Annotated in this window: 25 protein-coding genes and 1 tRNA gene; 10 read left to right on the forward strand and 16 right to left on the reverse strand. The window is 29.2% G+C overall.

Annotated features, from left to right (window positions below; all coding sequences use genetic code 11):
• Positions 1 to 74 precede the first annotated feature (74 nt).
• From ACLGL0_RS03285 to ACLGL0_RS03300, 4 genes are all read right to left on the reverse strand, one after another.
• Positions 75 to 626, reverse strand: a complete 552-nt coding sequence (locus ACLGL0_RS03285; RefSeq protein ID WP_411013614.1) for a DUF2812 domain-containing protein — start codon at positions 624 to 626, stop codon at positions 75 to 77.
• A complete protein-coding gene (locus tag ACLGL0_RS03290; RefSeq protein ID WP_313962456.1) occupies positions 619 to 942 on the reverse strand; it encodes a PadR family transcriptional regulator in 324 nt (107 codons plus the stop codon). Before ACLGL0_RS03290 ends, ACLGL0_RS03285 begins: the two co-directional genes overlap by 8 nt.
• 145 nt (positions 943 to 1,087) lie before the next feature.
• A complete protein-coding gene (locus ACLGL0_RS03295) occupies positions 1,088 to 1,975 on the reverse strand; it encodes a fructose bisphosphate aldolase (protein WP_411013615.1) in 888 nt (295 codons plus the stop codon).
• A 71-nt stretch (positions 1,976 to 2,046) separates the two neighbouring features.
• On the reverse strand, positions 2,047 to 2,286 hold the full coding sequence (locus tag ACLGL0_RS03300) for a SemiSWEET transporter (RefSeq protein WP_411013616.1): 240 nt from the start codon (positions 2,284 to 2,286) through the stop codon (positions 2,047 to 2,049).
• 113 nt (positions 2,287 to 2,399) lie between these two features.
• Between ACLGL0_RS03300 and pip the strand changes: the two genes are divergently transcribed.
• From pip to ACLGL0_RS03340, 8 genes are all read left to right on the forward strand, one after another.
• A complete protein-coding gene (gene pip / locus ACLGL0_RS03305; RefSeq protein ID WP_411013617.1) occupies positions 2,400 to 3,341 on the forward strand; it encodes a prolyl aminopeptidase in 942 nt (313 codons plus the stop codon).
• A 25-nt stretch (positions 3,342 to 3,366) separates the two neighbouring features.
• Positions 3,367 to 3,654, forward strand: a complete 288-nt coding sequence (locus ACLGL0_RS03310; protein ID WP_411013618.1) for a hypothetical protein — start codon at positions 3,367 to 3,369, stop codon at positions 3,652 to 3,654.
• A 77-nt stretch (positions 3,655 to 3,731) separates the two neighbouring features.
• Positions 3,732 to 4,268, forward strand: a complete 537-nt coding sequence (locus ACLGL0_RS03315) for a hypothetical protein (RefSeq protein WP_411013619.1) — start codon at positions 3,732 to 3,734, stop codon at positions 4,266 to 4,268.
• Between the two features lie 8 nt (positions 4,269 to 4,276).
• Positions 4,277 to 4,648, forward strand: a complete 372-nt coding sequence (locus ACLGL0_RS03320) for a DUF6483 family protein (protein ID WP_411013620.1) — start codon at positions 4,277 to 4,279, stop codon at positions 4,646 to 4,648.
• 105 nt (positions 4,649 to 4,753) lie between these two features.
• Positions 4,754 to 5,239 carry a GAF domain-containing protein gene (locus tag ACLGL0_RS03325; RefSeq protein ID WP_411013621.1) on the forward strand — a complete coding sequence of 162 codons (486 nt, stop codon included), beginning with the start codon at positions 4,754 to 4,756 and terminating at the stop codon, positions 5,237 to 5,239.
• Positions 5,240 to 5,248: 9 nt separating this feature from the next.
• Positions 5,249 to 5,851 carry a YdcF family protein gene (locus tag ACLGL0_RS03330; RefSeq protein WP_411013622.1) on the forward strand — a complete coding sequence of 201 codons (603 nt, stop codon included), beginning with the start codon at positions 5,249 to 5,251 and terminating at the stop codon, positions 5,849 to 5,851.
• 100 nt (positions 5,852 to 5,951) lie between these two features.
• Positions 5,952 to 6,028, forward strand: a tRNA-Pro gene (locus tag ACLGL0_RS03335).
• A 145-nt stretch (positions 6,029 to 6,173) separates the two neighbouring features.
• Positions 6,174 to 6,392: a DUF1858 domain-containing protein gene (locus ACLGL0_RS03340; protein WP_411013623.1), complete on the forward strand. Its 219-nt coding sequence runs from the start codon at positions 6,174 to 6,176 to the stop codon at positions 6,390 to 6,392.
• Between the two features lie 891 nt (positions 6,393 to 7,283).
• On the opposite strand, the gene ACLGL0_RS03345 is transcribed toward ACLGL0_RS03340, so the two are convergent.
• The 5 genes from ACLGL0_RS03345 to ACLGL0_RS03365 form a co-directional block, all read right to left on the reverse strand.
• Positions 7,284 to 7,985, reverse strand: a complete 702-nt coding sequence (locus ACLGL0_RS03345; RefSeq protein WP_411013624.1) for a TrmH family RNA methyltransferase — start codon at positions 7,983 to 7,985, stop codon at positions 7,284 to 7,286.
• 25 nt (positions 7,986 to 8,010) lie between these two features.
• Complete coding sequence (locus ACLGL0_RS03350) at positions 8,011 to 9,753, reverse strand: DEAD/DEAH box helicase (RefSeq protein ID WP_411013625.1); 1,743 nt, start codon at positions 9,751 to 9,753, stop codon at positions 8,011 to 8,013.
• A 180-nt stretch (positions 9,754 to 9,933) separates the two neighbouring features.
• A complete protein-coding gene (locus ACLGL0_RS03355; RefSeq protein WP_411013626.1) occupies positions 9,934 to 10,266 on the reverse strand; it encodes a hypothetical protein in 333 nt (110 codons plus the stop codon).
• A 45-nt stretch (positions 10,267 to 10,311) separates the two neighbouring features.
• Positions 10,312 to 10,437: a hypothetical protein gene (locus ACLGL0_RS03360; protein ID WP_411013627.1), complete on the reverse strand. Its 126-nt coding sequence runs from the start codon at positions 10,435 to 10,437 to the stop codon at positions 10,312 to 10,314.
• Complete coding sequence (locus tag ACLGL0_RS03365; protein ID WP_411013628.1) at positions 10,413 to 11,144, reverse strand: hypothetical protein; 732 nt, start codon at positions 11,142 to 11,144, stop codon at positions 10,413 to 10,415. Before ACLGL0_RS03365 ends, ACLGL0_RS03360 begins: the two co-directional genes overlap by 25 nt.
• Positions 11,145 to 11,444: 300 nt before the next feature.
• Here ACLGL0_RS03365 and ACLGL0_RS03370 point away from each other — a divergent pair, with 300 nt between their 5' ends.
• Positions 11,445 to 12,425, forward strand: a complete 981-nt coding sequence (locus tag ACLGL0_RS03370) for a radical SAM protein (protein WP_411013629.1) — start codon at positions 11,445 to 11,447, stop codon at positions 12,423 to 12,425.
• 216 nt (positions 12,426 to 12,641) lie between these two features.
• On the opposite strand, the gene ACLGL0_RS03375 is transcribed toward ACLGL0_RS03370, so the two are convergent.
• The 3 genes from ACLGL0_RS03375 to ACLGL0_RS03385 form a co-directional block, all read right to left on the reverse strand.
• Entirely contained in the window at positions 12,642 to 12,929 is a 288-nt protein-coding gene (locus ACLGL0_RS03375; protein WP_314559140.1) for a dehydroquinate synthase/iron-containing alcohol dehydrogenase family protein, read from the reverse strand.
• Between the two features lie 19 nt (positions 12,930 to 12,948).
• Positions 12,949 to 13,560 carry an iron-containing alcohol dehydrogenase gene (locus ACLGL0_RS03380; RefSeq protein WP_411013630.1) on the reverse strand — a complete coding sequence of 204 codons (612 nt, stop codon included), beginning with the start codon at positions 13,558 to 13,560 and terminating at the stop codon, positions 12,949 to 12,951.
• Positions 13,561 to 14,053: 493 nt separating this feature from the next.
• Entirely contained in the window at positions 14,054 to 15,457 is a 1,404-nt protein-coding gene (locus tag ACLGL0_RS03385) for a S1C family serine protease (protein WP_411013631.1), read from the reverse strand.
• A 306-nt stretch (positions 15,458 to 15,763) separates the two neighbouring features.
• Between ACLGL0_RS03385 and ACLGL0_RS03390 the strand changes: the two genes are divergently transcribed.
• On the forward strand, positions 15,764 to 16,018 hold the full coding sequence (locus ACLGL0_RS03390) for a cell wall-binding repeat-containing protein (protein WP_411013708.1): 255 nt from the start codon (positions 15,764 to 15,766) through the stop codon (positions 16,016 to 16,018).
• 114 nt (positions 16,019 to 16,132) lie between these two features.
• Here ACLGL0_RS03390 and ACLGL0_RS03395 read toward each other — a convergent pair whose 3' ends face one another.
• From ACLGL0_RS03395 to ACLGL0_RS03410, 4 genes are all read right to left on the reverse strand, one after another.
• A complete protein-coding gene (locus ACLGL0_RS03395) occupies positions 16,133 to 16,732 on the reverse strand; it encodes a class D sortase (protein WP_411013632.1) in 600 nt (199 codons plus the stop codon).
• Complete coding sequence (locus ACLGL0_RS03400; RefSeq protein WP_411013633.1) at positions 16,732 to 18,618, reverse strand: LPXTG cell wall anchor domain-containing protein; 1,887 nt, start codon at positions 18,616 to 18,618, stop codon at positions 16,732 to 16,734. Before ACLGL0_RS03400 ends, ACLGL0_RS03395 begins: the two co-directional genes overlap by 1 nt.
• A 520-nt stretch (positions 18,619 to 19,138) precedes the next feature.
• Positions 19,139 to 20,323 (reverse strand): glycine C-acetyltransferase, encoded by a 1,185-nt coding sequence (locus ACLGL0_RS03405; RefSeq protein ID WP_314559129.1) that lies wholly within the window; start codon positions 20,321 to 20,323, stop codon positions 19,139 to 19,141.
• 21 nt (positions 20,324 to 20,344) lie between these two features.
• Positions 20,345 to 21,292, reverse strand: a complete 948-nt coding sequence (locus ACLGL0_RS03410) for an NAD-dependent epimerase/dehydratase family protein (protein WP_233055954.1) — start codon at positions 21,290 to 21,292, stop codon at positions 20,345 to 20,347.
• Positions 21,293 to 21,706: the final 414 nt, after the last annotated feature.

The following is a 21,706-nucleotide window of genomic DNA, read 5'->3' on the forward strand; positions in this document are numbered from 1 at the left end:
CCGATTTCTCGGCTGTATTATAAATTATTTAATTATATTCTTATTAAATTCAATTTCAGAATTTTTAAAAAATTTTATCTTTCTAATTCTTTTTTCAACCTTTTTAGTTTAATTAAACAATGAACAAAAGCAAATAAGTATATCAAAAATAAAATTAGCAAAAATACTCCAGAATATATATCTACAGTTCTATGAGTATCATTAGCAAGTCTTAAACCATTTACACCTATAGCGATAAAGAAAAAAGTTAATGAAGGAAACATTCTAGTTTTAAAAATATGATTAATCATATTTAGTTTAGATTCAGAATCAGAAAAAATCTCTTTTTCAGCTTCTGAATCATCATTAATATTTATTTTTCTAAAGTAATTCCAACCAAAACAGGAACCAATATATTCCCAACCATAGTCCTTATACATTTGTACATAATCTTCTGTTACTTTTTCATTTTTAAAATCTAATCTATAATTTGAGTTTTCTTTCTTACATTCTTCAAAAATGAAGAAACAAAGAAATCTAGACTTAACCAACTTCCAGCCATTTCTATGATTTTCCTCTAGCCATTTTTCTATTTCAACATAATCACCAATTGTAAAAAATCTTATTTTAGTTTTTCTTCTAGCCATAATATTCATCTCCAATGCTATTTTTATACAATCTTTTTATTCTATCTAATTCTAAATTTAATATTTCTCTACCTATTTCAGTTATTAAATAAATTTTTCTTTTATCTTCTTCTCTAACGAAAGTGATAAGTCCGTCTTTTTCCATTTTTGACAAAGTTCCATACATTGTTCCCGGACTTATATTTATTTCATTTTGAGTCATTTTTTTGACTTCCTGCCCTATACCATATCCATGATTAGGAACTTGTAAACTAAACAGAATATAAAAGGCAGTTTCTGACATAGGCGCATATATTTTCTTTAATTTTAAATCCATATTTGACTCCTTATATCAAATCATTATATATCGTATCTCGATGTATCTATAATATATCACACTTCGATATATCTGTCAACATTTTTTTAATTTTTTCTTAAATTATCCCATAAAAAAACAGCCGATTTCTCGGCTGTATTATAAACTATTTTATTGATGCTTCAAATATACTTTGAATTGAACTGTCTAACATTTTGTCAAATTCTTCCTGAGTTTGATTTACATTAAGTCCTTCTGATAAAGCTCTTGAGAAACTTGCAATAACTCCATGGTTTTTAGCAAGAAGTTCATTTGATTCTTCTCTTGAATATCCACCTGAAAGAGCAACAACTCTAACAACTCTCTTATGGTCAACTAATTCTTTGTAGAAATTAGGAACAGTTGGTAATGTAAGTTTTAACATCACTTCTTGTCCTTCTTCTAATTTATCAAGTTCTTTTAAAATTTCTCTTTTTAAAATTTCTTCACATTTTTCTTTTTCATCTGAATTTATATCAACTTCAGGTTCAACTATTGGAACAAGTCCACCAGCAATTATTTGTTTTGCAAAGTCAAATTGTTGAGCTACAACTTCTTTAATAGCTTCTTCATTTGCTTTTTTAATTACTGAACGCATTTTTGTTCCAAAAACTCCATATTCAACGCCTTTTTTTACTATTTCAGCTAAATTTGGAATTTCTTTCATAAGTTGAACACCATCTTTTTCTTCTGCTAAGCCTTTGTCAACTTTTAAAAATGAAACTATTCCTTTTTCATTCCATAAATAGTCCGGAGTGAATTTACCGTTAACTTTTCTTTCCATTGTCATTTCAAATAGAATTGCTCCTAATATACGTTCTTTATTAAACGCCTTTGAAGTAACAATTCTTGAACGCATTTCGTGAATTAAATCGAACATTTCAGCTTCATTTGAATAAGCATCTTCGTTTATACCATATAATCTAAGCGCTTTTGGTGTACTTCCACCACTTTGATCTAAAGCTGCTATAAAACCTTCATCGTTTTTGATTCTGTTAAATTTTTGTAAATCCATATTTTCGCTCCTTAAAAATTATTAAGTAAATTTTACTCTAAGTATATTTTAACATATTTTCAGTTATAAATCTATTTATATTTGATTTTATGAATAAGTATTATTAAAACTAAAACAAATGAAATGCTGTTTGCAAAAATCAGTGGAAAATCTTTTATCATTAATCCGTGAACTAACCAAAGAAAAATTCCTGTTGTTTGCATAATACACATTATCAAATAAAGAGATTGTGTATTTTTATCTTTTATTATCTTTATTACTTGCGGTGCAAATGCGAAAGTTGTAAGGCAAGCTGCAATTATTCCTATCATATATCCTCCTAATCTTCATTTAATGATTTTATCACAATTTGACCATAAAAAACAACTTGACAAAAGATTTTATTTATTATAGTATAGACTAAATAGCTAATTAGGAGGTAAATATGGAATTTAAGACACTTTTTCCTGAATTTGAATCATTCGATAAAGGATATTTAAAGGTTGATGATATTCACGAAGTTTATTATGAACAATCCGGAAATCCAAATGGAGCACCTGTTGTTTTTGTTCACGGCGGACCAGGTTGTGGATGTGGCGACAAATCTAAAAGATTTTTAGATCCATCTTTTTATAGAATTATAACAATCGACCAAAGAGGTTGCGGTAAAAGTAAACCATTTTTGGAATTAAAAGACAATAATACACAAAATCTTGCAAAGGATATGGAAAAGATAAGAGAACATTTAAAGATTGATAAATGGCTTGTTTATGGTGGCTCTTGGGGAACTACACTTTCCTTATACTATGCAGAAAATTATCCACAAAGCGTTGTAGGTTTAATTTTAAGAGGAATTTTCTTAGGAAGAGATGAAGATGTTAAGTGGTTATATCAAGGTGGAGCAGGAATGTTCTTCCCTGAAGCTTTTGAAATCTTTAAATCTCCTTTTAACGAAGAAGAAAGAAAAGATTATATTAAAAGTTACTATAAATACTTAACTTCAGACGATTACGAAACAAAGAAAAAATACGGAAAATCTTTTAGTGCATTTGAAAATTCAGTTGTTGCTCTTGAACCGAGAGTTATTTCAGAAGAAATCACTGATGAAGATATTTCAATGGCAATTATGGAATGCCATTACTTTGTAAATAATTGTTTCTTTGAAGAAAATTACATTTTAAATAATGTTGAAAAGATTAAGGATATTCCTACAATAATTGTTCATGGCAGATATGATGTAGATTGCAGACCTGTTGGAGCTTATTTATTGCATGAAAAACTAAATAATTCAAAATTGATTTTCCCTATTTCAGGTCACACTTCTTTCGATCCTGCAATGACTCACGAGCTTATTTTAGCACAAGAGGAATTTAAGAAACTTTTTTAGATTCTTCTAAATAAAGGAGGTTACTATGGAAGCAAAAAAATTTCCAAAAATAGTTTTTACACTATCTTTGATTTCATTTTTAATTACCATATTACTATATTCTGTAAATTATCTTACAGATTATACAAATGATATAGATGGAATATATTTTTTAGTACTATATGTATCAACTCTTATTTTACTTGGATTTTCAATATATTTTACAAGAAATTTAGCAAAAATTTACTCTATAATATCTGTAATTTTTTTCTTAATTACATTTAATATTAAAAGTATTATGATTTTTATATTGATTTTATTAAATTTAAATTAAGATAATTTAGTAAAAATATTATCGCGATAACAGAGTTATATTTATAATGTATTTTATATTGGTTTCTGGAGGTTACTATGGAACAAAAAAACAATTTACCAAAAATAGTTTTTACACTATCTTTGATTTCATTTTGTATCACAGCCTTTTGGGCTGTTGCTGTACACTTTTCAAACTTAAATGTAAAAATTTTATTGGCATTACAACCTATAACTTTAGTTTTACTTGGATTTTCAATGTATTTTTCAAGAAATTCTAGAAAGATTTACTCTTTAATAAGTGTAATTCTTTTCTTAATTACCTTTAATCTAGAACGTATAATGAGTTGGAGGTTTGATATGAAAAAAGAAAATTTATCAATAATACTATTTTCAATAGGTGCTATAGTAGAATCAATTTTACTCCTATATGTAAAATCCTTTGAAACAGGACAAGGAATTCATCTGCCAGATTATATTGGGTATTTAGGATTCTTTTTCCCACAGATAGTTGGAGCAGTTGGAGCTTACTTTTCAAGATATTCAAAAAAAGTAGGATTGTGGATAATTTTAAACTTAGGCTTGATATGCTCTACCGCTTACTTTTACCTAGCATATCTTGAAGTAGTTGACTAGGAGAAAATATGCTAAAAAATGATTATATAATGAGAAAAATTGAAGAATGGATAAGTATGATTTTAGAGTTTGTCTTTAAAATCGACAAAAATTCTTCACCAGAAAAACTATTGAAACTAGAAGCAAGTAAAGAAATTTTAAAAGATTTAAAATCAAAAATTGATGCTGGTAATATAAACGAAGCAGAAGATGCTTTATTTAACCTAATTAAATTCAAAACTCAAGATAGTTTATTAATAGGACTTTTATTTTATTCATATCTAAATGAAAAGAGTTCAAAATTCTTAAACGAACATGATTTTGATAGAGAAGAGATAAAAACAGGCATAAAAGACTTGCTTAACGAATGCAATATGAATAGTTTATCAGACCTAATTTAAAAAAGCTGACTTTTTAGTCAGCTTTTAGTATTAAATTGAGTATTAAACTAGAAATTAATAGACTTTTGTGTTAATATTATTATATTAACCAAAAAGGAGAGTTATATGTTTAATCCAATTAAATATGAAGGAAACTTAGGAGAACAATACTCCTATTTAATAAAAGATCTTTACGAATTATGTAATAACGAAGAAAATACAATAGCAAATTTATCAAATGCATCTGCCCTATTAAATTTCTTTTTAGAAAAAATCAATTGGGTAGGATTTTATATACTAGATGAAAAGACAGATACTCTTGTTCTAGGACCTTTTCAAGGACTTCCAGCCTGTGTTAGAATTCAGAATGGAAAAGGTGTTTGTGGAACGAGCGCAAGTCTTAAAAAGACTTTGAATATCGAAAATGTTCACAATTTTGAAGGTCATATTGCCTGTGACAGTAAGAGTAATTCAGAAATTGTAATCCCAATTTTTAAAGACGATAAATTATTTGGTGTGTTGGATATTGACTCACCAATTTTCAACAGATTTTCAAATGAAGAACAAATATTCTTAGAAGCATTTGTTAAACAACTAGAAAATCACATTTAAGGAGGCACTATGAAAAGACTATTTAAATTTTTTCTATTCGTAGGTTTTTGCTTAATAATCCTTATTCAGTCATTAATTTTCGGTTCACAAAAAAACGATATGGATACTTATGAAAATTATGTTCTAGTTCTTGGAGCAAAGGCAAATAATGGAAATCTTTCAAAAACTTTAATAAATAGACTGGATACAACAATCGAATACTTAAACAAACACAAAACAGCAAAGGCTGTTCTTTGTGGAGGAAAAGAAAATAACAACGAGCTTTCTCAAGCTGAATATATGCAAAAATACTTAATTGAAAAAGGAATTGATAAAGATAGATTAATCCTTGAAACAAAAAGCAAAAACACTTTTGAAAACATAAAGTTTGCATTAGAAAAACTTGATAAAAAACCTTCAGAAATTATGGTAATTTCATCAAGTTATCATTTATTTAGAGCAAAACTTATAGTTTATAGATTTGGAGTTTTGGCAAAAACTGTTCCTGCAAAAACACCAACAGGAGCTTTTATTTCATCATATTTCAGAGAAACTTTTGCAGTTGTAAAAACATATCTCAAAGATAAACCAACAACAATGGATATAATAAACTTACACCAAAAAAACAAATAATTGCGATTAAAATATTATATTACCAATGATTTAAACAAAAAATTTTAAAAAAGTGTTGACAAATCAAAATAAAAGGTATATAATATGTAGGTAATCGTAACGGGGTGTAGCGCAGTTTGGTAGCGCACGTGGTTTGGGACCATGGGGCCGGGAGTTCGAATCTTCTCACCCCGACCAATTCCTATGAGTTTTGCTCATAGGATTTTTTTTATGATTTTTTTTATTTTCGTTTCAAATGCAACAGATTTTCATTCTAAATTAGATTATAATATTATTACAATAAAAAATAATTAATAAAATCAAATATAAAGGAGAATTAAAAATGAAATTAGAAAAAAGCACAAAAATTGGTGAATTAGTTGAAAATTATCCTGAAGTTAAAAACTTCTTAAAAACTTTAAGTCCAGAATATTCAAATCTTGATAACCCAGAATTATTTGCAATGATGAAAGATATTGCAACTCTTGAAATGGTTGCTATTAAAGGTGGATTTGAATACGACGAATTAAAAGAAAAAATAGAAAATTTTATTAATGCTTAAATGCATCCATACTAAGACAAAAAAGCAGGGTTTACCCTGTTTTTTTTGTTGTTGTAAAAAAATATGATTATGGAATTTTTATCCGATGTATCTTCGATACATTTACTTTTGCTAGTGCAAAAGTATGAGATCTCTCCATTACACTCAGCTTCGCTTCGTTACAGTCGAGATGACGTATAAGGGAAATAACTTTGTTTAAAAGACAGACGTTAAAAGTAAATTAACTTCTAATATAATTTTAAATAAGTAGAAAACAAAAAAATAATATAAGAAAAACTTTTTTTATTTATTTTAAAAAATAAAATCTTTTTATTTATATATTTTATTAATTGAAATGTTTCACGTCATAGCTCTTTGCAAAGAGATGCCCCCAACACGTCATCTCGACCGTAGTGGAGAGATCTCAACTATTATTTGTTTACAAATAATAGTAAGTCCTGTAAAGGACTTATATAATAAAAAAATCTTTATGCAATTACAACAAAATTATCTAAAAGACTTTTAATGAATAAGCCTTTTACATTATATGTATCTTCGATACATTTACTTTTGCTAATGCAAAAGTATGAGATCTCTCCACGTTGGTCGAGATGACGTATAAAGGAAGTATCTTTGTTTAAAAAATAGACGTTAACGGTATATAAATGTCACATTTTATTAATAATGTCACTAAGAGATTCCCATAGCTATTGTATAAAATTATATAAAAACTGCCTTAGACCTACTATTGCTTGTAAACAAGCAAAGTTAGGGCTAGATTCGCGTTGGTCGAGATGACGTGTAAAGGAAGTAACTTTGATTAGTAGCTAGACGTGAACAGTAAATAAGCTAAACAAATTATAAAAAAGGTCTAGTCTACAATTAAATTGCAAACCAGACCTTTATTTCTTATTATTTTTCTGTAAATTTATACATTGCTATTGAACTTGCTATTGGCAAATTAAAGCTGTCTATATCCTCGCTTTGTTCTATGAATACTGGAGTTGTTCCACTTAAGTCAAAGTTTTCAAGTCCATGTGATTCATTTCCAAACATTAATGTAAAAGGCTTTTTGATTTCTACATTTTTTAGAGATACTGAGTCTTTGTTTAAAATGAAAGAATAAATATTATTTTCTTCAAAAGTTTTTTTGTATTCCTCAAAAGTCTTAAAGATTTCTACATTCATCTTAAAGATTGCTCCCATTGATGCTCTAATAGTTTTTGGATCAAAAACATCGCAACCATCTATTATTACAATATTTTTAAAGCCAAATCCTAAAGCAGTTCTTAAAATTGTACCTAAATTTCCCTTATCTCTCGGCTCACATAATAGTATGTGATTGTCTTTTTCTATTTTTACGAAATTCTTTTCAAAAACTCCTATTACAAATGTATTTTCTTTGCTTTGAAGTTTATTTACAATTTTATCATTGTAGATTAAATCTATCCCTTTTTCATTACAAATTTCTTCAAGTCTATTTTTATCGTCATATTTTGAATGTACTAAAACTGCAATAGTTTTGTACTTCTTTGACTGCAATAGCTCGATTGTAGGGAAAGCTCCCATTGTGTATGAAAAATTCAAATCTTTTTTATATTTACAAAATTCCATAATTTACCTTAAATTAATTTTTAAATTATCTTCTCTTTTTATCACGTTTAGGTTTTTCACCCTTTTCGCCTTTTTTATCCTTTTTAAATTTCTTATCTTTTGATTTTGCAGAAAATTTTGAAGAATCTTCTTTTTTATTTGCAAGTTCAACTAAAACCTTAAAGCCCTTTATATGAGCATTATTTAAGTTATTTACTGCATCTTTAAGTGCGTTTTTATGAATGTTTACAAAGCTGAACTTTTCGAAAATTTCAATATCTCCAATATCTCTTGAGCTGATATTTGCATCATTACAAAGCGCTGAAACTATATGTCTTTGAGAAACTCCCTTTCTTGAACCTATATTGATATAAATTCTTCCAGAGTTCTTTTCAGTAACATTAGACTTTCCACCCTTATTTGAAATTGAAGTCTTATCATTTCCTTTTTTCTTATTATTTTTCTTAATATCGACATCCATAAGCTCTTCATGATTGTTAAGCTTATTATTTTCATTATAATGTTTTAAAAGACAAGCTGCAATATCAATCGGAGAATAATCTTCACTCATTAAAATATTTATAAGATTTAACTCTTTTGTATGCTCATTCTTATTGATTTCTTCCTTTATTTCTTCTATAAATCTTTCTTCATGTCTTTTTATTAAGTCTTTAAGAGTTGGCATATCTCTTTTTTCTATTTTTGTCTTTGTATATTTTTGGATTTGTGATAAAGTATTCATTTCTCTTGGAGAAACAAAACTTATAGCAGTTCCTTCTCTACCAGCTCTTGCAGTTCTACCTATTCTGTGAACATAATATTCAACATCTTGAGGCATATCATAATTTATAACTAAATCTACGTCATCAACATCAATACCACGAGCTGCAACATCTGTTGCAACTAATATATCAATTGTTGAATTTCTAAACTTATTCATTACTCCATCTCTTTGGATTTGTTTTAAGTCTCCATGAAGTCCATCTGCAAAATATCCACGAGATTGAAGTCCTGCTGTTAGTTCATCAACCATTTTTTTAGTATTACAGAAAACAACTGTAAGTTTTGGATTTTGAACATCTAGAATACGAGATAAAATTTCAAGTTTCATATTGTGTTTAAGTGCAAAATAGTATTGAGTTACCTTTGGAACTGTTAATTCCTTTGGCACAACTTTAATAAGTCTTGGCTCACTTTGATATCTTGCAGCAAAATCCATCATTTCTTGATCCATTGTAGCTGAGAAGAAAGTTGTTTGTCTTTCATAAGGTAAAAATCCTATAATTTTTTCAATATCTTCTCTAAAGCCCATGTCAAACATTTCATCAGCTTCATCTAGTACAAAAGTTCTAATATTTTCTGTTTTTAAAGTTTTTCTCTTGATATGGTCTATAACACGTCCTGGAGTTCCAACAACAACTTGTACTCCCATTTTCAAAGAACGAATTTGTCTTTCTATTGGTTGTCCACCATAAATTGGAATAACTGAAACTCCTTTATATTTTGCAAGCTTTGAAATTTCTTCTGCAACTTGAATTGACAATTCTCTTGTTGGACATAGAACCATAGCTTGAGTTGTCTTATTATTTCTATCTACTTTTTCTACTATTGGAATACCGAAAGACGCAGTCTTTCCTGTTCCTGTTTGTGCTTGACCGATAATGTCTTCATCATTTAACATAGTTGGTATTGCTTGTTTTTGAATTGGAGAAGGTTCTTCAAATCCCATTTCAACAATGGCTTTTAAAACTTCCTTCGACAAATTAAAATCACTAAAATTTTCTATCATATTTTTTCCTTTCTTTCTTTCGTGAACCTTAACGTTAGTTCCGAAAGAAAAAGACAAAAACAAACTACACATTAAATATCACGACTTATTTTTGAGTAATAACTTAAGCATTAATTATAGCATAATCAAAGAGAAAAGTAAAATTTTAAAAGCAAAAAAGCCACAATCGTGGCTTTCGTTTTAATTAATTATTATAAACATTGACAATTCTTTTTTCAAAAGTGGAAAATTCTTGTCTATAAAATTTTTATTTCCGTTTGAAAAAGCAGTTTCTAATGACGGAATTAATCCCTCAATATAGGCTTGACTAAACATTGGAATTTTATCTTTGTTTTCTTCATATAACTTTTTGTATTTTTCAAAGTCTGCTTTTCTTGAATCTTCTTTTTGGTTTTCAACCTTTTCTTCAGAAATTTGAATATATTTTGATAACTCTGTCTTTAAGGCTTTTAGCTTTTCTTTAGCAAAAGATTCATTATTTTTTGTCAATGCAGTTCCTATTGCATTAATCAAACTTTCAATATATGCTTGGTCTGAAACGGAAACTTTTTCTTTATTCTATTCATATAACTTTTTATATTTTTCAAACTCAGCATTTTTATTATCTTTTTTAATTTCTTTTTCAACGGAAACTTTCTTTTCAAACTCATTTATTTTTTTTAATTTTTCATTTGTATTTTCCATTTTTTTGATTTCTTCAATAATTCAGTTTGATTTTCTTTAGACTTGATTAAATTTTCCACTTCTGAAATTCTATGCTTAACTAATTTTGATACAATTTCTTCTGAAACTTTTAATTTTTCACTAATAGAATTAGGAAGTTCAAACGCTCCTTTTGGGAAACCGTCAATATGATAAATATTGAAATATTCTGAACCGTCTGACAAAGTAGCAACTTTATGATTAATAAAGTATCCTGTTTCATCAAAGCCGATTATTTCTGAATTATCAAACTTAAACTTAACCTTTGTCGGATTAACGCTTTGAGTTCCTGCATAAGTATGAGAATGGTCGCCATGCTTATAATATGAAATAATTTCATCAGGAGAAATATCTTTTAAACTCTTTTCCATATTTTCACTTTCAAGAACAATTTTATTATCTTTTTTAAAAAGCTCTTCATATTTTTCTTTATCTAAGCTATATTTCTTTCCATTATAAATAATATGATAATAGTCGCCATAAGATTGGACATCTATTTTAACTTTTTTTCCATTAATATATACTTCCTCAACAGTATATCCCTTATACTTACGCCTTTTTGAATCATTTTCTTCAAAAAGACTCCCATCTATCTTTTCTTTTTCTTTTTCTTTAACTTCTTTTTTGCTACCACAAGCACTTAAAACTAAAGCACTAAGTAACAACATAGCTATCGTTCTTTTTTTCATAAACCCTCCTAAACCCTATTATTAATAGGAATAAATTGCATTTGCGTTTATGATACCACTTTATCATAATTTTGTTAACATAATAAAAAAATATTGATTTTTAAAGCATTTTTTTAAATTTCTGTGGATAAATTTATATTTTATACACTTTAAAAAATATATTTTTCCACAATTTTATTAACTTATCCACAAAAATTGTGAATAAATTTACGAATTAGCTAAATACCATATTATTCTGTTATTTATTTGTTTCTTTTGGGTAAATATATTACAGATTTTTAGAATTTAAAGGAGGTATTTATGCACTACGATGACCAAAATTATAGATTAGCTCCTGAGGCAAGAAATCCCGCCCTTCAAGTAACACATGGCTGTTCTTACAATAAATGTAGTTTTTGTAGCCTATACGGAAAAATGTCTTACTCAATGTGTGATAAAGACGAAATATTGGAAGATATAAAAGAACTTTCTAAAAAAGATGATATTAATAGAATTTACTTAACAAACGGCGACCCTTTAAATTTAACTTACGATGAATTAATGTGGGTTTTCAATACTGTTAGAGAATATATTCCAACGGTAGAAACTTTTACAATGTTCGCAACTATACATAATATAAGAAAAAAGACTTTGGAAGAATTAAAATCTTTAAAATCACATGGTCTAACAGATATTTACATAGGGCTTGAAAATATTTCTGATGAGGGATTTAAACTTGCCAATAAAGGTTATGATTTAAAAACTTGTCTTGAACAAATTGAAAAAGTCAAACAAGCCAATATCGATATAAATATAATGTTAATTCCGGGTCTTTTAGGCGAAGGTATGGGAGAATTTTCAGGACTTACCAATGCAAAATATTTAAATATGATAAAACCTAAAATTATAACTTTTACAGGTCTTATGGTAATTCCCGGAACTGAACTTTGGTACTTAGAAAAAACAAAAAAATATAAAAGGGCGATGACTTATGATAGAGTCGTTGAGATGAATACTTTTTTTAATAATATAAATCTTGATGATGCCTATTTTTATTCTTTCTATACAACAGGAACAGATGAAATTTTGTATTATTTAAAGAGTTACAATAAACCAAAAGAACTTTTTTTTCCACTTTTTAATTTTCATAAGTTAAGTGGTTATTTACCTGAAGATTTAGAAAAATCAAAAGATATCTGCAAAAAAGTTTTAGACAATTTCTCACAAAAGGATTTAAGGCAATTAGACCTTGCAAAGAAAAAAATGCATAGTCCTAAAAATCCATCTTACAATAAAAATTAAAACAATAGCAAAAAAGACGAGGAAACCCTCGTCTTTTTGAATTTTAAACCATTATTAGAAATCTACTTCTCTATCATAGAAACAACAAGTTAATAATTTTTCCATTTCAGCAGGTGTAATTGCTCTTGGGTTTGAACCAGTACAAGCATCTCCTACTGCAAGTTCTGCAACTTTTGGAAGTTTTTCATTGAATTCTTTTTCGTCAATGATTCCACCTTAATATTCTTTAATACAAGTTGGAATTTCTAATTCTTTTTTCATTCTTAATAATTCGTTAATTAAGTTTTGTGTGCTTTCAGTATCATTTGCTCCTTCAAGTCTTAAGAATTTTGCAATTTCTGCATATCTTACTTCTGCTGATTTTTCTTTTGCGTTAAATTTAATTACTTTTGGAAGATACATTTCATTTGCACAACCATGAACAATATGTCCACCACTATAAGCTGCACCTGTTTTATGAGCCAATGAGTGAACGATTCCTAATAAAGCATTTGAAAATGCCATTCATGCAAGACATTGTGCATTATGCATTTTTGCTCTTGCGTCCATATCCGTTGAATGAATTAATTAAGTTTTCTCTAATCATTTTGATTGCATGAAGAGCAAGTCCGTCTGTATAATCGCAATGAAGAGTTGATACATAAGCCTCAATAGCATGAGTCATAGCGTCCATTCCTGTATGTGCAACTAATTTCTTTGGCATTGTTTCTGCTAAATCTGAATCTACGATTGCAATGTCAGGAGTGATATTAAAGTCAGCTAAAGGATATTTAATTCCTTTATCATAGTAAGTAATAACTGAGAAAGCAGTAACTTCTGTTGCAGTTCCTGATGTAGATGGGATAGCACAGAATAAAGCTTTTGTTCTTAATGTTGGGAAGTTGAAAGGAATACATAATTCTTCAAAAGTAACTTCTGAATATTCATAAAATGCCCACATTGCCTTTGCAGCATCTATTGGAGAGCCTCCCCCTACCGCAACAATCCAATCAGGCTCAAAGCTTTTCATAGCCTCTGCACCTCTCATTACAGTTATTACGATTGGGTCAGGTTCAATACCTTCAAATACTTCTACTTCCATTTTGGCCTCTTTTAAGTTATTAACTATTTTATCCAAGAAACCAAAACGTTTCATCGCACTTCCGCCTACTGCAACAAAAGCATGTTTTCCTTTTAAATTTTTAATTCTTCAATGGAACCTTTACCATGATATAAATCTCTAGGTAATTTAAATCTTGCCATTTCAAATTTCTCCTATGTAAATAATAATATGTACAGTTTTTTTGCAAAAAACCTTATCATTAGTATATCACTTTAATATTCAATAGTAAAAATAAAGTATTTCGTCTTTTTTAAAAATAAGTTAAATTTTTTCACAAGTAATGAATAAAAATGTCATAAATTGTTTTTTTAGTAAAGTTTTCTTCAAATATTAAATTAAAAAATAATGATTAAGTAAAAAATAAATACTATTTCAAAATACTTTTACACAAAATTTATTAAAAAAATTAACTAAATGCTTAAAAAATTTATATAACAAAAAAAGTTATGAAAATATTTTCATAACTTTTTTCGCATTTATTTATTTTTACGGAGGATTTATAAAAAAATCTCTACTAGTATGCTATTTAATCTTCGTCATTACCGTTATTATCGTTATTTATATCATTACGATTGTTTCTGTTACGGTTATAACTGTTAGTCTTTTTTTCAACATTATTTAAGTTAAATTCTGTGAAAGTAACTTCTAATGTTGTAGATTTCCCATCTCTATAAACTTCAATCTTTACTTTATCTCCTATTTTGTAATTCAATAAAGCTGTTTTTAAAGTAGAATTTGATGTAACCTTTGAGTCACCAACTTTTGTAATAATATCTTTTGATTGTAATCCTGCTTTGTCAGCAGGTGAACCGGATAACACTTCATGAACATAAACTCCTGAGTCAACTGGTAGTTTTTCTTGTCCTAAAACATTATATTTTGTAACATCTATTCCTTGAACTCCTAAAACAACACTTTCAAACTTACCATTTTGAATAATTTGTTCTAAAATAGGTTTTGCAAGGTTTATAGGTATTGAAAATCCGATTCCATCACTGTTACCAGCTTTTGCTGTATTTATTCCGATAAGTTGACCTTGATCATTGAATAATCCACCACCACTATTTCCTGGATTTATTGCGGCATCTGTTTGGAATAAACCTTCCATTGTAGAACCGTCTTGTAATGTAATTACTCTATCTTTTCCTGAAATATATCCAGATGTTAAAGTTGATTTTAAATTTATACCAAGCGGATTACCGATTGCTATTGCTTTATCACCAATTGAAACTTGTGAACTATCTCCAAATTCAACAGCTTTTAAATCAAGTCCTTTCGGATCTATTTTAATAACTGCTAAGTCTAAAGTCTTATCACTCCATAATACCTTAGCTTCTTTTTTTGTACCGTCACTTAAAATTACTGTTACGGATGTTGTTTTGGAAGGGTCAACAACGTGATTATTCGTTAAAATATATCCTTCTGAACTCACGATTACCCCAGAACCAAGTCCACTTGTTTGTTTTTGATTAGAAAACATATCTTCAGAAACTCCAACAGTTGTAATTCCAACTACGGAACTCATTGCTTTTTCTGCAACTGCTTTTTCTACTGTTGTACTTCCGGAATTATTTACAGTGGTTTTATTTGCATTCTTATCAGTCGGAGACTGATTAAGACTTGACTTTTCAGATTTATTACTATTTAGGTATAAACCTGTTCCACCAATACTTATTGAACTAGCTAGAATAATAGCTAATACATATTTTGCAAGTGATTTTACTCTACCTTGCTTCTTTCTCTTTTCAAATTCTTTTTGAACAAGTCTATCAACATAAGCTTCAAAATTTTTATTATTTGTTTCTGTGTTTCCTAAATAGTCTTCATCAACTATGTCATTTATTTCTTCTTCAGTAAAAAGTTTTTGTGTTTCATTTATTTCGTTTTGAATATTTTCATTTTCATTGAAATTATTTCTATTATCATTCATATTATCACCTCATTTTTAAAATTTTTTATTATCTTGGTTATATTATAAAACATTAACCTTAAAACAAACTTAAAGAAAAAAACTTTTTTAAAAAAATTTTTTAATTTTTAAAACATCTACTTTTCATTGAAATTTAGTGATATATAAATAATTCTCGAATACATTATCCCTTTTACTGACTATATTATATAATCTGAAACTTAAATGAACTTAAAAAAAAAGAAGAATTTTTGGTTGTATAATATTTAGTAATTTTAGGTAACGAAAAAGAAAATATTAAGGGGATAGAATATACGAGTAGAGAGGATTTCGGGTCAATCAAGGTATGAAACAAATGAAAGGATAAATGCCAAACTATCTGATCTCAACCAGAATATATTGACCTATGGAGGTAATTATGCTGATGCCCTTTCAGCGGTCAACCTATTAAATGGTAGCAACAAGATAGTTTTGCTCAATAATAGGAATATATCAAGCTTTAATGCTAAGCTTATCAGGGAAAATACAAACCTAGTAGTAGGTGGACTTTTATCCAAAGAGGTTGACCGCTATAAAGGCTGATTTTTATAAGTAACAAACTAGGGCTATGCTTTAAGCATAGCCCTTATTGTAGGAATAAAGAACCACCAGTTAGGCTGGTGGTTTTATTTTGCTATTTAGTTAAATATGACAAGTTTAGTCTTGGCTAGGGTAGGCATAAAAAATAATCCTGTACGGTGCATCTCCTAGGTATCCAAAAGGATAGCAGGTGCAGACTATTAAAACCTCCTCGTCATAATTTTTGATGATGCTCTTATCATCCCTAGGCACTATCTTAATATTCTTGACTGTATACTTGTAGTTGCCTTTTGAGTTTTTAAAATAAAAGCTATCACCCTTTTGTATCTTATTGAAATTCGTAAATACTGTATTCCTATGACCTGCCAAGAATATCATGTTATTTTCTCTAGGCATATAAGAACTAGATAGGTGACCTACACCCTTGTCTAGGCTATCAGAATCTGTTCCTTCAATGATAGGTATTTCCCTATCTAGTCTTGGTATATTGAGTATTCCAATAACATCTCCAACCTTTACTTCTTCCTTAACATCTTCACTGTCTGCCTTGTCATTATTTTTTTCTTTAGCTTGAGCCTTGCTTTCCTTTTCTATTTTAGTTTTGGCAAGCTTCAAGTAATGATTTTGAGTAACCTCCATCTTATATAGGTTAACCCCTACATAGATAATGACTGCTAAGCCTAGAATCATTAGTATTTTACTTATTTTTGATCTCATTATTTATCCTGTTTTTTCTTACGTGATAGAACAAAGCCTAGAGCTAACGATAAAACCCCACCTGCCCCTAATGACCAAATGCTTGAGTTTGTGTCTGGTAAGCTATTTTCAGAAACCTTAGTTATCTTGTAAGTATCCTGTGGTTTGCTAGGTACATACTTGTTTGGTACTGGCTTACTTGGCACTGGATTTTTAGGTTCCTCTGGCTTGTTTGGAACAGGAGTATTTGGAAGTTCACAAGTACCACACTTTATATCATGAGAAATCTTAGTAGTTGGTAGCTTGATATACTTTTCGTCTAATCTCCAGTTACCTGAAACATTAATGCTTGCTTCCTTTATATCCTTGCTAAAGTCCTGAGGAGTAGCAAACTTTTTATGAACTGTAAATGAAAGGGCAGTTCTAGCTGGAATGTCTCCAATATCAATCGTTAGGTTGTCTCCATTTATCTGAATCTTTGACTTGTACGTATCCTTGTTTACTACATTTAGGTCTGAATAGAACTTCTTACCAGTTACTGCTGGATAGTACCTATTTACAAGCCAATCAGTTGTATCCTCTATTGTAAAGTTATCCTTTAATTCGTAAGGTAGCTTTACAGTGATTTTACCATTCTTGATAGCATAGTCAGTCGCAAATACGAATCTCCAATGCTGCTGCTTTGTGCTTTCATTTGGTCCATCTTGCCAGTGTTGAACTTCAAGGTTACCTGGTCCTGATAGCTTTTCAGCGGCCTTCTTTTCAGTTTCAGTAGTGATACTGTGGTTATTTTCATTTATAATTTTTTCTGTATATCCATTGTTTGAATAATCTTTTAGGCGAGTATCTATTTTTGCAGATGCATTTAGATTTACCTTGTCATTTATTTTCTTTTCAACTGTTATGATATCACAAGCTCCGTCTTTGCCCTGCTTTACGATACTAATATCTTCACCAACTACGTATCCATTCTTAGTTGGAGTACCATCCTCGTTGTAGAAGACATTCTGACGTGACTTATAGTCCTTTTCGTCTATTGTATTTTCCTTAGTTTCGTTGATCTTATATTTGTAAGTTGTGCTGTTTCCAGGTAGGACTAGATTATCAAAGTTCCATTTTCCCTTCATTTCAGCAGTGGCCTTAGTATCCTTTATGGCATTGTTGAATTCTTCATTTGTATCAAACGTCCTGTGGAACTGTAGGCTCCCTGCAGTCCTTGCTTCTAGCTTACCAAGATTAAAGATTATCTTATTAGCATCTATTACATAGTCTGGTATTACGTTAGGGTCTATTGTATCATAGCCCGATTCATTTCTATAATATCTTTCTGTTAACCACTTACTTGCATTAGATATCTTAAGCTTACCATTAGTTATAAGTGTATTTAAATCCCCATATGGAAGACCAACCTCTAGCTTGGCATCATCTATCTTATAATCAGTGGCAAAGTTAACCCTGATATTTTCCTGATTAGCTGTCTTGTTAGTCCAGTAGTTAAACTCCATATCACCAGCTCCATAGAACTTCTCGTAGTCAGGATTTGTATGGTCATGGGCCTTGTTGTAAGGGCTCTTTGTCTTTTCCTTGTTTAATTCACTTTCTGTTCCGTCACTTGCTTCCATCTTTGCCTTTAGGTTGACACTATTTTCCTCTTTAGTTGTGGTAACTGTGTCTGTACAGGCATCATCATAGTTTTCAACTGACTTACTTTCTGGTTTATTTTCCTTACCAGCAAGTTCATTTTCGCTGCCTCCATTTGTAGTTTCCCCTGTATTATTTGTAGCAGGGGTACTGATGCTAGTGTTTGCCGAAGTTGGTGGGCTGATGGCTTCATCCGCGAGTAAAACATTTTGCGGAGAGCTTAGGGTACATGCTAGTGTGACCGATGCTATTAAAACTTTCTTCATTCTTTAAATCCTCCTAAATTCTTACTTTATAAAATTCAAATCTTCTTCACCTATAGGTACTTGTCCTTGATGAAGTGTGTTATACCAATGCGTATAACACTTAATATAAATATCTAAATGATAAACAATTACGCAAAATATCAATTTTTATGGTTAATTTTGTACAATTGTTTATTACCTGTATTATATTTACAATTGTTTATTACCCGTATTACATAAAATAAAACATCAATACATTGATTCTTACCGGGAAGACTAAATTTAAAAATATTAGAAAAAGGAAATTAAAAGAGTATCCTACGGATATAGGAGTTTTAGGAATTTTAAAGCAAGGATAATGCTAATGGAAAGGTATAAAATACAAAAGGGCAACATCCATAGTTATCCGTTTGCTATGGATGTTGCCGCATAATTTAATAGATTTTGTTGATTTAAATTATCACCAACGTTATTTGACATAGAGTCGAATTTTTCTCCTCTTTAAAAATTTTTGATAATATTATGAAAAATGATTATTCAACTAGATAATTCCCATATCTTTTCCAGCTAATTCGAATGCTTTTACAGCTTTATCTAATTCTTCTTTAGTATGAGCTGCAGAAATCATACAACGAATTCTTCCTGTTCCTCTTGGTACAGTTGGGAATACTATTGCTGAACCAAATACTCCGTATTCTCTTAATTTCTTAGAAAATTCCATAGTCTTTGCTTCTTCTCCGATAATTACAGGAGTAATTGGAGTTTCTGAATGACCAGTGTTAAATCCTAATTTTCCTAATTGTTCTTTGAAGTATTTTGCATTATCCCAAAGTTTCTTTTGTAATTCATCTGTTTCAATTAAAGTTTCAACTGATGCGATACAAGCTGCAGTATCTCCAGGAGATAATGTTGTACTAAATAGAACTGGTCTTGCTCTGTGGTTTAACCATTCGTAAGCAACTTCGTTACAAGCAACATATCCACCTTTAACTCCGATAGCTTTTGAAAGAGTTCCAATTACAAAGTCAACTTTATCATGTAATCCAAAATGATCTACTGTTCCTCTACCATGACTACCCATAACTCCTGAACCATGAGCGTCATCAACATAAGTTAATGCATTATATTTTTCAGCTAATTCTACAATTTCAGGTAATTTTGCAAGGTCTCCATCCATTGAGAAAACACCGTCAGTAATGATTAAGATTGTTTTATATTTACCTTGAGCTTCTTTTAAAACTCTTTCAAGGTCTTCCATATCACTGTGTTTGAAAACTGCTTTATCAGCTTTAGTCATTCTTATACCATCAATAATTGAAGCGTGGTTTAATTCGTCAGAAATGATTAAGTCGCCTTTTTCAGTAATTGCTTGAATAGTTCCTATATTACAATCATAACCTGATTGGAAAATGAATGCTCTTGGAGATTTTTTGAAAGTAGCTAATTTCTTTTCTAATTCTTCATGTAAATCCATATTTCCTATGATAGTTCTTACTGCACCAGCACCAACTCCATATTTTTCAATAGCTTCTTGAGCTTTTTTCTTTAAAACAGGATTATTAGCAAGTCCTAAGTAGTTGTTTGCTGATAAGTTTACCATTTCTTTTCCATCAAGAGTAATAGTTGATGAATTTCTTCCGTTTAATACAGGTAATGTACGATAAACTCCATCTTCTTTTAACTTATTAACTTTTTCTTTTAAAAATTCTAAATCATGAATGCTCATATCTTTATCTCCTATCTATAACTATTTCAATTTTTTCTTTAAATTTTCTAACATATCAACTGTCATCTTATCTAAATCAAAGCTTGGTTTCCATCCCCATTGTTCTCTTGCAGCAGAGTCATCTAATGAGTTTGGCCAACTTTCAGCTATAGCTTGTCTAATTGGATCTACATCATAGCTTAATTTAAATTCAGGAATATATTTTTTAATACTTTCTTCTAAAATTTCTGGTGTTAAACTCATTGCAGTAATATTGAAAGCATTTCTGTCTTTAAGTTTAGAAGGATCAGCTTCCATTAAATCTACAACAGCTTTAAGTGCATCAGGCATATAAAGCATATCCATTTGAGTTCCTTGTCCTATATAAGAAGTGTAAGCTTTATTTTTAATTGCTTCATAATAAATATGAACTGCATAGTCAGTAGTTCCTGCTCCTGGTAATGTTTTATAAGAAATAATTCCTGGGTAACGAACTCCTCTTACATCTACGCCAAATTTATTATAATAGTAATCACATAAAAGTTCTCCTGAAACTTTTGTTACTCCATACATTGTGTTAGGTCTTTGAATAGTAACTTGCGGTGTATTGTCAAGTGGAGTTCCAACTCCAAATGCTGCGATTGATGAAGGTACAAATACTTGTGCATTTAATTCTCTTGCAACTTCTAATGTATTAACAACTCCGTCAACATTAACCTTCCAAGTTAATTGTGGCATACTTTCTCCTCTAGCAGAAAGTATTGCTGCTAAGTTTACAATTGTATCAGCTTTAAATTCTTTAGCTAATTCAAACATTCTCTTTGGATCAGTAACATCTAATGTTTCAAAACGAATATCTTCGATAGCTGCTTTGTTTGCATCTGAACAGTCAGTAGCTAATATATTTTCTCTTCCGTATATATCTCCTAAATAAAGAGCCAATTCAGTACCAATTTGTCCAAGTGCTCCTGTCATTAAAATCCTTTTCATATTCATTCTCCTTTCAAAATAATCGGGTAAAGTTTTTACTATCCAACTGTATTATACATCAATTTTTTAAACTTGACAACACCTAATATAGAAAAATTTAATATTTTCAAAGCTTTTAGTGGAATTAATAATTCAAATACTATTATAATATTAAAGTAGGAATAGTAATAACTTTTTTACTGCTAAAAAACTTTTATTCGGATATATCTTTTGTTTGACACTAAAAATATCGTTGTCATTCGCTTTTTTAAAGAATTACTCTTTCAAAAAATTTTTTAAAATAATTTTATTAATTTTTTGTAAATTTTTAAAGAAAAAAATTTTTATACATAAAGTCGAATTTTCTAAAATCTATGGAATTATTTTATAAAAGTTAAAAAGCGCATAAAAAAACTAAGAAGTGAAACTTCTTAG

It is taken from the genome of Parvimonas pharyngis, from assembly GCF_046569675.1.
Classification (GTDB): domain Bacteria; phylum Bacillota; class Clostridia; order Tissierellales; family Peptoniphilaceae; genus Parvimonas.

Coding starts and splice junctions, on each gene's coding strand:
- ACLGL0_RS03345 (WP_411013624.1), bottom strand. CDS start 7,985: ATGGAATTTTGTAAATATAAAAAAGATTTGAATTTTTCATACACAATG.
- ACLGL0_RS03365 (WP_411013628.1), bottom strand. CDS start 11,144: ATGAAAAAAAGAACGATAGCTATGTTGTTACTTAGTGCTTTAGTTTTA.
- ACLGL0_RS03375 (WP_314559140.1), bottom strand. CDS start 12,929: ATGGCATTTTCAAATGCTTTATTAGGAATCGTTCACTCATTGGCTCAT.
- ACLGL0_RS03410 (WP_233055954.1), bottom strand. CDS start 21,292: ATGAAAAGGATTTTAATGACAGGAGCACTTGGACAAATTGGTACTGAA.
- ACLGL0_RS03400 (WP_411013633.1), bottom strand. CDS start 18,618: ATGAAGAAAGTTTTAATAGCATCGGTCACACTAGCATGTACCCTAAGC.
- ACLGL0_RS03295 (WP_411013615.1), bottom strand. CDS start 1,975: ATGGATTTACAAAAATTTAACAGAATCAAAAACGATGAAGGTTTTATA.
- ACLGL0_RS03310 (WP_411013618.1), top strand. CDS start 3,367: ATGGAAGCAAAAAAATTTCCAAAAATAGTTTTTACACTATCTTTGATT.
- ACLGL0_RS03405 (WP_314559129.1), bottom strand. CDS start 20,323: ATGAGCATTCATGATTTAGAATTTTTAAAAGAAAAAGTTAATAAGTTA.
- ACLGL0_RS03360 (WP_411013627.1), bottom strand. CDS start 10,437: ATGGAAAATACAAATGAAAAATTAAAAAAAATAAATGAGTTTGAAAAG.
- ACLGL0_RS03370 (WP_411013629.1), top strand. CDS start 11,445: ATGCACTACGATGACCAAAATTATAGATTAGCTCCTGAGGCAAGAAAT.
- ACLGL0_RS03325 (WP_411013621.1), top strand. CDS start 4,754: ATGTTTAATCCAATTAAATATGAAGGAAACTTAGGAGAACAATACTCC.
- ACLGL0_RS03300 (WP_411013616.1), bottom strand. CDS start 2,286: ATGATAGGAATAATTGCAGCTTGCCTTACAACTTTCGCATTTGCACCG.
- ACLGL0_RS03320 (WP_411013620.1), top strand. CDS start 4,277: ATGCTAAAAAATGATTATATAATGAGAAAAATTGAAGAATGGATAAGT.
- ACLGL0_RS03315 (WP_411013619.1), top strand. CDS start 3,732: ATGGAACAAAAAAACAATTTACCAAAAATAGTTTTTACACTATCTTTG.
- ACLGL0_RS03290 (WP_313962456.1), bottom strand. CDS start 942: ATGGATTTAAAATTAAAGAAAATATATGCGCCTATGTCAGAAACTGCC.
- pip (WP_411013617.1), top strand. CDS start 2,400: ATGGAATTTAAGACACTTTTTCCTGAATTTGAATCATTCGATAAAGGA.
- ACLGL0_RS03380 (WP_411013630.1), bottom strand. CDS start 13,560: ATGAAACGTTTTGGTTTCTTGGATAAAATAGTTAATAACTTAAAAGAG.
- ACLGL0_RS03395 (WP_411013632.1), bottom strand. CDS start 16,732: ATGAGATCAAAAATAAGTAAAATACTAATGATTCTAGGCTTAGCAGTC.
- ACLGL0_RS03285 (WP_411013614.1), bottom strand. CDS start 626: ATGGCTAGAAGAAAAACTAAAATAAGATTTTTTACAATTGGTGATTAT.
- ACLGL0_RS03340 (WP_411013623.1), top strand. CDS start 6,174: ATGAAATTAGAAAAAAGCACAAAAATTGGTGAATTAGTTGAAAATTAT.
- ACLGL0_RS03350 (WP_411013625.1), bottom strand. CDS start 9,753: ATGATAGAAAATTTTAGTGATTTTAATTTGTCGAAGGAAGTTTTAAAA.
- ACLGL0_RS03385 (WP_411013631.1), bottom strand. CDS start 15,457: ATGAATGATAATAGAAATAATTTCAATGAAAATGAAAATATTCAAAAC.
- ACLGL0_RS03330 (WP_411013622.1), top strand. CDS start 5,249: ATGAAAAGACTATTTAAATTTTTTCTATTCGTAGGTTTTTGCTTAATA.